Annotated in this window: 12 protein-coding genes; 6 read left to right on the plus strand and 6 right to left on the minus strand. The window is 45.0% G+C overall.

What is annotated here, in order from left to right:
- Positions 1 to 64: 64 nt before the first annotated feature.
- The 3 genes from MHI27_RS05435 to MHI27_RS05445 all read left to right on the plus strand — a co-directional run bounded on the left by MHI27_RS05435 (position 65) and on the right by MHI27_RS05445 (position 2,388).
- A complete protein-coding gene (locus tag MHI27_RS05435; protein ID WP_076299193.1) occupies positions 65 to 796 on the plus strand; it encodes a ZIP family metal transporter in 732 nt (243 codons plus the stop codon).
- Between the two features lie 46 nt (positions 797 to 842).
- On the plus strand, positions 843 to 1,133 hold the full coding sequence (locus tag MHI27_RS05440) for a hypothetical protein (protein WP_143759390.1): 291 nt from the start codon (positions 843 to 845) through the stop codon (positions 1,131 to 1,133).
- Between the two features lie 352 nt (positions 1,134 to 1,485).
- Positions 1,486 to 2,388 carry a stalk domain-containing protein gene (locus MHI27_RS05445; protein WP_076299195.1) on the plus strand — a complete coding sequence of 301 codons (903 nt, stop codon included), beginning with the start codon at positions 1,486 to 1,488 and terminating at the stop codon, positions 2,386 to 2,388.
- Positions 2,389 to 2,718: 330 nt separating this feature from the next.
- On the opposite strand, the gene MHI27_RS05450 is transcribed toward MHI27_RS05445, so the two are convergent.
- The gene (locus MHI27_RS05450) at positions 2,719 to 3,708 is read right to left on the minus strand and encodes an aldo/keto reductase (RefSeq protein WP_060621685.1); all 990 of its coding nucleotides are present in this window, start codon (positions 3,706 to 3,708) and stop codon (positions 2,719 to 2,721) included.
- Between the two features lie 94 nt (positions 3,709 to 3,802).
- Complete coding sequence (locus MHI27_RS05455; protein ID WP_076299197.1) at positions 3,803 to 4,651, minus strand: AraC family transcriptional regulator; 849 nt, start codon at positions 4,649 to 4,651, stop codon at positions 3,803 to 3,805.
- 202 nt (positions 4,652 to 4,853) lie between these two features.
- On the opposite strand from MHI27_RS05455, the gene MHI27_RS05460 reads away from it, so the two are divergent.
- Positions 4,854 to 5,522 (plus strand): general stress protein, encoded by a 669-nt coding sequence (locus MHI27_RS05460; protein ID WP_076283978.1) that lies wholly within the window; start codon positions 4,854 to 4,856, stop codon positions 5,520 to 5,522.
- An 86-nt stretch (positions 5,523 to 5,608) separates the two neighbouring features.
- On the opposite strand, the gene glpX is transcribed toward MHI27_RS05460, so the two are convergent.
- From glpX to MHI27_RS05480, 4 genes are all read right to left on the minus strand, one after another.
- Positions 5,609 to 6,604 carry a class II fructose-bisphosphatase gene (gene glpX / locus MHI27_RS05465; RefSeq protein ID WP_076283979.1) on the minus strand — a complete coding sequence of 332 codons (996 nt, stop codon included), beginning with the start codon at positions 6,602 to 6,604 and terminating at the stop codon, positions 5,609 to 5,611.
- A gap of 41 nt (positions 6,605 to 6,645) precedes the next feature.
- A complete protein-coding gene (locus MHI27_RS05470; protein WP_076117955.1) occupies positions 6,646 to 7,452 on the minus strand; it encodes a pyruvate, water dikinase regulatory protein in 807 nt (268 codons plus the stop codon).
- A 12-nt stretch (positions 7,453 to 7,464) separates the two neighbouring features.
- The gene (locus tag MHI27_RS05475; RefSeq protein ID WP_042185371.1) at positions 7,465 to 8,121 is read right to left on the minus strand and encodes a helix-turn-helix transcriptional regulator; all 657 of its coding nucleotides are present in this window, start codon (positions 8,119 to 8,121) and stop codon (positions 7,465 to 7,467) included.
- Positions 8,122 to 8,263: 142 nt separating this feature from the next.
- The gene (locus MHI27_RS05480) at positions 8,264 to 9,196 is read right to left on the minus strand and encodes an EamA family transporter (RefSeq protein WP_339269152.1); all 933 of its coding nucleotides are present in this window, start codon (positions 9,194 to 9,196) and stop codon (positions 8,264 to 8,266) included.
- Positions 9,197 to 9,357: 161 nt separating this feature from the next.
- Between MHI27_RS05480 and MHI27_RS05485 the strand changes: the two genes are divergently transcribed.
- Together MHI27_RS05485 and MHI27_RS05490 are read left to right on the plus strand one after the other, a co-directional pair.
- The gene (locus MHI27_RS05485; RefSeq protein WP_405175774.1) at positions 9,358 to 10,767 is read left to right on the plus strand and encodes a PLP-dependent aminotransferase family protein; all 1,410 of its coding nucleotides are present in this window, start codon (positions 9,358 to 9,360) and stop codon (positions 10,765 to 10,767) included.
- Between the two features lie 133 nt (positions 10,768 to 10,900).
- Positions 10,901 to 11,584 (plus strand): hypothetical protein, encoded by a 684-nt coding sequence (locus tag MHI27_RS05490; protein WP_143759394.1) that lies wholly within the window; start codon positions 10,901 to 10,903, stop codon positions 11,582 to 11,584.
- Positions 11,585 to 12,027 lie beyond the last annotated feature (443 nt).

The following is a 12,027-nucleotide window of genomic DNA, read 5'->3' on the forward strand; positions in this document are numbered from 1 at the left end:
TAATAATACTTTTTGTGTTAACATATGTTGGTCTATCCGAACTTGTACCAAAGGAGTTGAAAACTTGGAAACTGCGCTTATTGGCAGCTTTGTATCAGCAATGGCTACGGTGCTTGGAGCGTTTCCGATCCTGTTTGTGAAGAGGTTATCTGAGAAATGGAAGGACGTTCTCGTTGCTTTTACTGCAGGTATAATGGTATCGGCTTCTACATTTGGACTTATGCCGCAAGCGATTAAAGAATCGGGGATTATCGCATTAACCTTGGGCCTGATTACAGGAGTTCTACTGCTTGATTTAATTGAAAAGAACATCCCGCATATCGACGTGGAGAATAAACCCGGATATACCAATATGGATTCCAAGGCGTTGCTCGTTTTGATTGCGTTGTTCATTCACAATATACCAGAAGGTCTTAGTACGGGATTCAGTTATGCCAGTGAGCAGGCGAGTCTGGGTCCCACCGTGGCCATAGCGATTGGTGCACAAAATATGCCTGAAGGATTGATTCTCGCAGTCTTTCTGATGAACTCTAGAACAACTAAGTTAAAAGCATTGGGAATCGTTACGCTTACCGGACTTATGGAAATGGTATCTGCGGTTATTGGGTATTTTACGGCGAGTTACCTACAGAATGTAGTGGGCTATGGTCTTGCTTTTGCCGCCGGGGCTATGCTATTCATCGTCTACAAGGAACTTATTCCAGAGAGTCATGGTCATGGTTACGAACGGCCTTCGACGTATTCGTTTATCTTTGGATTATTAATTATGGTGTATATCACGCAGATATTTGGGTGAATAGGATAGAAGGGATTCCAGTGAATCCTGTCGAACAAGAGTAGTTATGATGACAACACATAAACTTGAAAAGCTACCTTTTTACACCTTACTTATTTTTATCGTTGCTGGAGCTATAGGAGCGGGGTATTTTTATACCCGTTCCTTTTTGGCGTTGTCTGCTGTGCTCTATGGAGTAACGGCTGCGCTGGAAGCGATCAATGTCTCTCTACTCTTGCCAGTATCCTTATTATTCTTATGTTGGTGGTGGTGGTTTTGCGGTTCTATTCCCTTCTGTATATGTAAATATGTACATCAACATAATTTGCAGATTGGATTGGACTGGATGTCGGAGTGATCGGGGTGTTGGTGTTCATCACAATGATTGGTATGTTGAAGAAAGTGGATGATAGTCGAAAATAACATGGTGTATATTAAAAAATGCATTGTCATTTGTTAGATTATGCCTTACCATAGGTAAGTATTTCCATTGCATACATATTTAATGAGGAGAAGATTGTCTGCGGTTTTCATTCTACTACAGGAACTCCTTTTTTGAAGAAGGTTGTGGGAGGTATTCAGCGAACGGTATGAAAAAGTTATTTGGTTCAGAAGAATCGTACTGAGATAATCCATTAGTAACCCAACGGTTAACCTAATGTTCTACATACTAAGGGATACATCAATTACATCTAGGGGGTAATATGTCTATGCAAGTGAAGAAGTCCGTATTCATCAGTTCATTAGTAGTATGCAGCTTAGTGTTCGGGGTAGTTGGAGCGGGAGCAGCAAATGGTATCACAAAGATTCAAGCCGCTTTAAATTCAAATATCAAGTTTAAAGTTGATGGTAATTCATGGCAACCAAAAGATAGTAATGGAAAGAGTCTCTCCGCGCTTGTCTACAACGGTACTACCTATCTACCATTACGTTCTACAGCAGAGGCTCTTGGTGTCAACTTGTCGTTGAACAGCGCAACACAAGTGATTTCACTGGATAGTGGTTCCGCAAACGGGATTCCTTATAATGATGCGACGACTCCAGTCACATCTCCAAGTACAAGCACATCATCGACTCCAGTCACGTCTCCAAGTATAAGCACATCATCGACTCCAGTCACATCTCCAAGTACAAGCACATCATCGACTTCTAGTGATATCAAGGTGCTTTCTGGAACTACATCACAAATGACTAGCAAATTAAAGGAACAAGCTGTGATTCTTCTTAAAATGTACGGAGATTCCCTATTAAGTGGAGATACTTCCAACTACGCCTCTTATTTATCGAAAAATGTATCCACTTCTCGTGAGAATTCGGGAACTTCTTTGGGTGATGACTACTTTATAAATAATTATTCTGATTTGGTAACAGGCACAAAAAAAGCGAATTCGGCATCAACTCTCAATTCCTTTGCAAAGGCTTTACAGAATGCTAAACTTTCTGATATTGAGGTTGGGCTTATCAGTGATAAAAATGAATACTTCCAACGTTTCAGCTTCTCTTTTCAGCCGAAAGACTTTAATGCTCTCAGTACTGTTTACGTCTATTTTTCATATGATGTAGAGACCTATAACAGTAGCACTTATATACTGTCAGAAGCCTACGTAGACTAGGAACTCGAACATAAATATCTTTCAATCAAGCCTATTCTTCGGAGTAGGCTTTTTATTTTGACTTTAAAGTTGACTTCATTTATATACTGTAATGAGGTGAGAAAACGGACGTGCCAGATAATGTAGTACATGAATTGAACTCTGTTATAAATGCTGTGCTCAGAAGTTGCACCTGAGAAGGCTATTTCTCGTCAGGAAATGGTTGTCATGCTAATGAGTGCAATTGATCTCCAAGCTTTAATCTAAAATGTTTAAAAAAACGGCCAATGAAATGCCAGAGCAGCTTAAGCTGCCTGACCTCATTGGCCGTCTTTATGGTTTAATCTGTAATTATCCTCGCAAAATCGTCTCGATTTGCTCCAGCTCTTCTGCGCTTAGCTCCGGTGCATTCAAGGAAGCGACTGCATCTTCAATCTGGCTCACCTTACTTGCGCCGATCAGAGCAGAAGTGACTTTACCTCCCCGGAGTACCCAAGACAACGCTAGCTGAGACATTTTTTGTCCACGTGCAGCAGCAATCTCGTTCAGTTTGCGAACTTTAGCGATCTTCTCTTCCGTAATGGCATCTTCGGACAGGAATACACTTGGTCCAGCAGCGCGAGAATCAGGAGCGATTCCGTTTAGATAGCGGTCTGTCAGAATGCCTCCTTGTAGTGGGGAGAACACAATCGAACCGATACCTTCCTCAGCTAATACATCCTGCAAGCCATCTTCAATCCAGCGGGACATCATGGAGTAGTTAGGTTGATGAATCAGGCATGGCGTTCCAAGTCGACGCAGAATTTGTGCCGCTTCGCGTGTCTGTTCAGGGTTGTAATTCGAAATCCCAACATACAGCGCTTTACCTTGACGTACAATAAGATCCAGCGCAGCCATAGTCTCTTCCAGTGGTGTATTCGGATCTGGACGGTGGTGATAGAAAATATCTACATAATCAAGGCCCATACGTTTCAAGCTTTGGTCTAGACTGGAGACGAGATATTTCTTGGAGCCCCATTCGCCATATGGACCGGCCCACATATAATATCCAGCTTTAGTAGAGATGACCATTTCATCACGATAAGGAGCAAGATCCTTCTTAAGGATTTGACCAAAGCTTTCTTCTGCGGAGCCAGCTGGGGGACCGTAGTTATTAGCGAGATCAAAATGAGTGATTCCAAGATCGAAAGCTCTTCTTGCCATGGCGCGACCATTCTCGAATAAGTCGTTTCCGCCAAAGTTATGCCAAAGTCCTAGCGAGATCGCCGGAAGGAGTAGACCGCTTTTTCCAGTGCGGTTATATTTCATATTGTCATATCTGGTAGCGCTTGCGTTATACATCATTATTTCCTCCTAAAAAGACTTATTTCTGATTACGTTACGTCCTTATTGTAGCGAAAGATCCCGGACAAACGTATGTCAGCAAGGAAGAAGTTTATAGCACAATGTCATTTTCGAGATGACGGATACGGTATTCTTTTGGAGAACAACCTTTCACCTTCTTGAACATTCGCGAAAAGAGTAAGGGGTCCTGATAGCCGACAGAACGCGAGATCTCACCGATAGTACAAAGGGTTTCTGTCAGAAGCTCGCATGCTTTAGCGATTCGGTAATTTAATAAATACTGCTGCGGTGGCATACCAATGGTCCGTTTAAACAAGGAAGATAAATATTTGCGATCCAGCTTGAGAGAAGAAGACAGCATTTCCACCGAAATGTTCTCACAATAATGTGTATGCAAAAAGTGGAGACTTTGCTCGACGTAAATACTCTTTTGACGCGGTAAAGGAAGTACATCCGGAACAGCTGGCACCGCTTGTAGCAAGAGGGAGAAAAACTCATACATGATCGCTTTTAGCGGCAGGTCAAGACAATCTGAATTGTCGGCTGCTTCTGTCAGGCGTTCGTAGAGATTAGGCATAAGCTGTTTATCCATCGGGAAGATTGGCTGCTCAGGGGTCAAGGAGGTTTTGGATAAAATATATGATACCTGTTCTCCGGTAAAGGCTACCCAGGAATAGATCCAAGGATTGGTCAGGTCCGCTGCATAAGAAGTAACGATATGAGGGTAGGTAAGAAAAGCTTGTCCCGCTTGCAGGATATGGGTTTGTTCACCCACAGATACCTTTCCAGTTCCCTCATGAATGAAATGTATTTTGTAAACGTCACGAACTCCAGGTCCGAAAAAATGCCCAGGTAGACACTGCTCCCGCCCCCAGTAATGGAGATGCAGATCGGGATTACCTCTGAAGGGACGCTCAGAATTATAATTAAAAATCGCCATGAATGCTTCAGTCTCTTTCTTTTATAGAGTTAACTAAGGGTGATTATGCCCGCTTTCTTTTATTATACAGCATATTTTAGTGGGAACATTACTTGGAATGGTTTGCGAATTCTGTGATAGAAGTTTATCCCAGCTCAGTTTGGTTAAGTAAGCTATGAAGCTGAAAGTATGAGCTAACTTCGATCATTAGGAGGTAATGGAGATGAATAAGAGAATAGTGGGTGTCTTTGCTGCCGAATACGAAGCTTCGAGGGCAATTGAAGAGTTGAAACGTCAAGGCTGCAGAACAGAGGACATATCGATTATCGCGAGAAATTCAGAGAGTGCGGATACGCTTAGAGATGAATCAGGGACGCAAGCGCCGGAAGGAATAGCTACTGGTGCAGCTACGGGTGGTCTGCTGGGTGGATTAACTGGGCTCTTGATGGGGATAGGCGCTTTGGCTATTCCAGGCATCGGGCCGATCATTGCAGCCGGACCGCTTGCGGCAACACTTGCTGGAGCGGCAATAGGTGCAGGCAGCGGTGGATTAGTTGGCGGTCTTATTGGACTTGGCATTCCTGAAGAGGAAGCCAAGCGGTACGATAACTATGTAGATGAAGGCCATATTCTTGTAATGGTGGATGTGGAGGGCGAGCAGAAAGAGGAAGAAGTGAAGCGGATCTTCGTACAGCATAATAGTCTGAACACAGACCGTTTTGAGGAAATTGCGAATATGAATACAGCTGAGAATCGAAATTATGATGGCAGTGTAAAGGAAAGTGATGCGCTCCGGGCAGCTGATCAACAAGAGGCGAGAAATTTGGCTCAAGCTACCGGAACCATGGATGCCATGGATACCTTAGCGAGTGAGCGCATTAGAAATAAATAAGAGATGATTATCTATTTAGTAATAAAAACAGACTATTTCACTAGCCAAGGGTGAGCTGGTGAGATAGCCTGTTTTTTTGTGTAATGCTATAGAGAGGCAACATTCTGTCTAACGGTTAGTCCATCCGGTATTTCTTTGCCAGGCAGGAAATGAATGCTACGGATGTAGCGGATTGTTCGACTCTGTGCCCGCATGATGACCGAATGCGTCTCAGCGCGCTCTTTGCCGATAAAACGGACACCATTCAGAAATTCACCTGAGGTTACGCCAGTGGCGGCAAAGAGTACGTCGCCTGTGCCAACCATGTCCTCCATGTATAACACTCGCGTAGGATTAGAAATTCCCATACGGACACAGCGCTGCTGCTCAAGAGGTCCATCAGGAAGCAAACGGCCCTGCATTTCTCCACCAAGACATTTCAGTGCGGCAGCGGCAAGGACGCCTTCAGGTGCTCCGCCCGAGCCCATGTACAAATCGACATCGCTATCCGGCAGGGCTGCCGCAATAGCGCCAGCCACATCGCCGTGACCGAGTAGCTTAATCCGTACACCCGCTTCTCGAAGACTATGAATGAGTTGCTCATGCCGTTTGCGGTCAAGTACCATTACTGTGAGCTCGGAGAGGGACTTGCCACTGAAGAGGCATGCTTTCTGGAGAGTGACCTCCACAGGGTCTTCAAGACTAAGCTTCCCGGCAAGCTCAGGACCGCAAGCGAGTTTCTCCATATAAATGTCTGGAGCATGCAGCAGGCTGCCCTTATCTGCTATGGCAATCACGGATTGGGCATTGTGAAGACCACAGGCCACCACTTCAGTGCCTTCCAGAGGATCGACGGCTACATCGACAGACGGCCCCTTTTGATTCCCGACTTTCTCGCCAATATAGAGCATTGGAGCATCATCCATCTCTCCTTCACCAATGACGACCGTTCCGTCGATGGAGACAGAATCAAACATGGAGCGGATGGCAGTCGTGGCTGCATCATCTGCCGCATTTTTATCTCCCCGCCCGATCCAGCGAGCTGAGGATAATGCACCTAGTTCAGTTACCCGTACAATCTCAAGAGCCAGTTCGCGATCCATTCTAATTCCCTCCAGTACATCCCATAAATTTTAACTGAATGTTAGATATAACCCATTATAATACCGGCGGTTTCTTCTATAGCTTTGTCGGTAATATCGATTACAGGACAGCCTAGCTTATTGAACAGAGAAGAGGCATATTCCATCTCCTCTGTAATCCGCTCCAGACTTGCATATTGGGAGCCAGTCGGTAACCCAAGCACCTTCAGCCGCTCGGAGCGAATCTTCAGCATATACTCCGGCTTCATGGTTAGTCCGATCAGTCGGTTCGACGGCAAGCTTAGCAGCTCTTGCGGAGGAGCAATTTCTGGAATAATCGGATAGTTAACGACCTTTTTCCCCCGATGGGCCAAAAAGATACTAAGTGGTGTTTTTGAAGTACGGGACATCCCTAGTAGAACGATATCGGCCTTCAGCATAGCGCCGAGATCGCGGCCATCATCACAGGCAACTGTGAATTCGATAGCCTCCATACGGCGGAAGTAGTTTTCATCAAGCTGGTGCAATAAACCCGGTCGCTGCTGAGGAGCGTCGTCAAACGTATCAATGAAAGCTTGCATCATTGGGCCCATGATATCGACGATACGAAGGTCAAGCCGTACAGCCTCTTCTTTAATCATTTCTCTTAGCTCCGGCTGCACCAGCGTATAGACGACAAAACCTTTATGCTGCGCGGCTTCTTCCATAAGCTTCCGGAGCTCATCTTCATGTCTAATGTTCCCGTATCTTTTGATGGTGATCTGCTGATTCTGGAATTGATGAATGACGGCCTGCACGACAGCTTCCGCCGTATCTCCTATAGAATCTGAGCAGATCGTTATTAGGTTGGAAGATTGCTCGATGCTCATGAATTCCTCCTGTTATCCTTTGGCTTCTAGTTCGAGGAGAAGTTTTACGATAGCAGTTTTCGTCAAGCGTCCTATGACATCCAGTTTCGTACCATTGTCTTCTGTGGCGCTGGGAACAACTACCGGTAAACTATCTACCTCGTGAAAAATCATTTTATGTGCGGCATCAAGCACCGTCTCATCTGGTGAAGTTGTGACTACTTTGGGCTGGCGTGTCATGACCATGCTTACGGGCATGGAGACAGCACCCGGATTGCCAAGGGTTACTTTCAGGAAATCCTTACGTGAAGCAACACCGGTGAGCTTGCCCTCTTCGTCACAAATAATAAGGGTGCCAACATCCTGTAGAAATAGCGTAACTACGGCATCTTGAACCGTAGTAGTCTCACGGATAATGATAGGTACACTTTGAATCTCTTTTACCTTTGTCTCCTGCAACAAATAATTGCTTCCCAGACGATTAGATGATTTGAGTCCCGGGAAGTAACCGACTTTAGGTTTAGCATCGATATATTTGAGCATAACCAGAACAGAGAGATCGGAGCGAATCGTTGGCCGTGTTAAATTCAGACATTCGGCAATCTGTTCGCCGGTAATCGGAGCTCTTTTGTTCACAATATCAATGATTTCTAGTTGACGTGATGTCAGTTCGATCGCAATTCCCTCCACTTCAGATAAAAAGGCATTCCTCTTTAGAAAAGAAGCGCCGTTAAGCGAATCCTCCTTTCATATATGAGTCATATATAGATGTTTTTAATTTAACTTGGTTATATAATACGCAATAGTGGTCATAAATGCAATATATAGTACGTCATATATTCATTTTTTTTGACGCAGATGTACGTACCCTACGCTTTAACATTAATTGTTTCAAGGCATCAGCATTGACCAGGATGGTCCCAGCAATGATAGTGAATACACCGAGGATCGTAACCCAATTCACGGCTTCATGATAAAAGAAAAAGCCAACCCCTACGGCAATTGGTGGAGAGATATAGAGCCAGGTAGAGGGAAACACAGGATTTGTCTTAGCGACGAGCCAGTAGAACAACGAATGACCGACCATCGAGCCGATTACGATTAGATAGAGCAGTGAACCTGCGGTCTCGTAAGAGAACAGAAACTCAGGATGTACATTTTCGGTGGCTAAGGAAAGAATGAATAACAGCACTCCACCATACATCATTTGGGCTGCATTTAGTGCGATTGGAGAGACCTCGGGCATACTATTGATTACTTTTTTAGAATAAATCGCACCTACTGCGTAACAGCATTCCCCAATGAGGACAGCTGCGCAGCCGATGAGCCATAACGGTGAAATATCAACGACAAGATTAGGAAGAACGAGCAGCAGTACGCCAGTCAACCCGATGATACAACCATATAGTGAGATGGCAGGTGCTTTTTGACGAAGAATAGAAGTTTGGAGCAACAGAATCATGATCGGACCCGTGGCAGAGAGTACAGCTGCTAACCCGGAAGATACATATTGTTCAGCCCAGTAGAGACCTGCAAAGGTGCCAAAGGTTAACGCAGATCCGGTGAAGAGCATTTCTTTACGCAGGAGCAGGGAGAAGCTAGCTTTTCGTTTCCAGACCATCCATAGAAATAGAACAGCGCCTGCAACAAAAAATCGCAAGCCTGCTGAAAAGAAGGGCGGCGCACCGGCATCCACACCGATTTTGATAGCTAGAAAGGTCGTGCCGAAGATCAGACATACAAGTGCATAAGCGAATAAGATCATTTTGAAAGTCCCCTTTAGTGTGTGTATATAACGATCCTTGAATCAGTTCGTTAATCATATAGGGGAGAACACAGAACAGATGATGTTGAGTAGAACAGATGACTTCGAAAATCGTGTACAATACTGTAAATAGGAGTTGTTCGGAGAGGAGTTGCAGTGAGGTGAAAAAGTCAGCGAGCGTGGAGAATAATCATCCCTTGTTTCGGCAGGTATATGAATTTCTAGTGAATCGCATGGAGCGAGGGGAGTGGGGGGCACATGATAAGCTTCCTTCTATACGGCTGCTAGCGGAGGAATTACAGGTACATCGACTGACAGTATTCAAAGCGTATAGAATGCTGACAGAGGATGGAAAAGTTTATGTAAAAGATAAATCAGGTTATTACGTATCGCCTGTTAGCTTGGTTCCTATTGTAGAAAAAGGAGCAGCAGTGACTGCCTATGCGCTCACTAATCCTCTTTCGGATATACAGAGAATGCCTGCTAAGTATCAGTTCTCACAGGCGCTGATTGATCCAGGTCTTTTGCCAAATCTTTTTCTATCCGACTATGTCAAAAAAGTGTTCGATTTATATCCCAAGGTCATGGGGACGTACTCTTCGGTTCAGGGAGATGAGGAGTTACGGGAGACGCTAAGTCGTCATTTTCGGAAGAAGCATTGGCTACAGTTATCTTCGGAAGAGCTGCTTATTACTTCAGGTGCGCAGCAGGCGATCAATCTGATTGCACGAATTGTGCTCGGGCCTATGGACACGGTGCTTGTGGAGCGACCAACCTACAGTGTGGCCATGGATATTTTTCGCCGGGAGGGGGCAAGGCTGGTTCCGGTGGAGATCACTCCGATGGGCTACGACTTGGAGGAAGTTGAAGCGCTGATGAAAAAGCATAGACCGCGCATGTTCTATATCAATCCGACTCATCATAATCCAACTGGATATACGGTGCCAGCGCAGCAACGTAAACTGTTGGTCGAGCTTGCCGAGCGTTATCGCTGTCTGTTAGTCGAAGATGATCCGTTCCGCGATATGTATTTTGAAGAGGAGCCCCCGCCGCCCTTTTTTGCTTACGATACCGAAGGTTGGGTGATCTATATTAGCAGCTTCAGTAAATATGTAGCCCCAGGCTTACGGATCTGTGCGGTGGCTTGTCGCTATCCGTTTATGGAGCGCTTGATCACGGCCAAATCACTCGCGGACAATGGTACTCCGCTGCTTAACCAGAAGATATTCCTACATTACTACACGTCATCACGTTTGCAACAGCATCTCGGTAAGCTACGCATTGCACTTCAGGTGCATAAGGAGATTGTAGAGGAGGAGCTGGCCGGGACTGGGTGGGAGTGGACGCCTCCGCAAGGGGGCTTGAATTTATGGGTGAAGCTGCCGGACCATCTTTCGGCGGATCGACTGTTTGCCTCAAGTATGGCGCAGTCGATTGCTTTTGTGCCAGGAGAGTTGTTTGATCCGCTTGGTGAGATGAGGTCGAGGATTCGAATAAGTTACTCCTTTGCAAGCGAAGGGGTGCTACGTGAGGGGATTCAGCGGATGATTGCAATTGCGCGAGGGTTATGAGTAGGTACAGTAGACATGAGGAACTAATGAAGACTATTTAGGATGGAAAAGATTAGACTTGTATAACTTGTTTGGAAATTGTTGTAACACTTTCTTCTTCTGTTCCGTCTGTAGAGTAAAGAAGGAGGTTATTATGATGTTTAAGACCAAGTTCCGCAGTCCACTTATGATGTTCCTAAGTATAACGTTAATATTTATGGCCTTACTGACGGTGCGTCCCTCCGTTACTTATGCGTGTTCCTGTGTTGTACCTGCGGAGCCACTTGAGGCGCTGGAGTCAAGTTCAGCCGTCTTTACTGGGAAAGTAGTGGACAAAAAGGAGCCAAAGGGGACTATAATCTCATCTGCGGATCCAGTAAAAGTAACCTTTGAAGTCGATTCCAGCTGGAAAGGAATTAAGGGGAATAAAGTTACCTTGAGTACTGCTTTATCGTCTGCCAGCTGTGGGTTTGAATTCGTGGAAGGGGAAAGTTATATCGTCTATGCGTATGCTAATGACGAAGATGACTCTGGTAAATTAGAGGCCAGTTTATGCAGCCGAACGAAGCTGCTTGCCTCGGCATCAGAGGATCTGAAGGAGCTTGGACCTAGTATATCGGCAGGTACTCCTACAGCTTCTCCGGAGGTAACATCAAACCATTCGCCGAAATCTGAAACTGGGAATAATGGGGCGACTGAAGTTGAGGGGAAACCAGCTGCGGAGAGTGACTCTTTTCCACTTGTTAATGTAGGGATCAGCGGAATCATTATCGTTTTGATAGCGATAGCTGGCGCTGTACTCTACCGTCGTAGAGATGGTGGAACGCGTAAGAAATAACGCTATAACTGTAGGTTCACGTTATGTCGTGATGAAATAAGCGGTCGCCCGGGAGTTGTTCGGGCGACCGCTTATTTGTTTGAGCTGACCTTAAGTAGGTGGTGGGCGGTGTGGGTACTGGTGCTTAAGTATAGCTCGGGTCATCAAAACTCGAAGTAAGTGAAATCCTTCTTAAAATTGTCGTGGTTTACTCGATATTATCGATAATTAGGGAAAATCTCCCTGATTTAATCGTATTTTACTCTATATGATCGATAATTGGGGAATTCCTCCCTAAAATTCTGCGGAAATGCCCTATTTTTCCTATAATCGACTATTTATTAGGGAGAATTTCCGCAAAAAGTTTAATTTGCGCTTATAAAGTTCGAATTTGGGGGAGAATTTCCCTAATTATGAGTTCAAGGAGGGCAGAATTTTGTGAAATACGGTGAACATTAGATGTT

The sequence above is a fragment of the Paenibacillus sp. FSL H8-0261 genome (assembly GCF_045040645.1).
In the GTDB taxonomy this organism is placed as follows: domain Bacteria; phylum Bacillota; class Bacilli; order Paenibacillales; family Paenibacillaceae; genus Paenibacillus_AQ.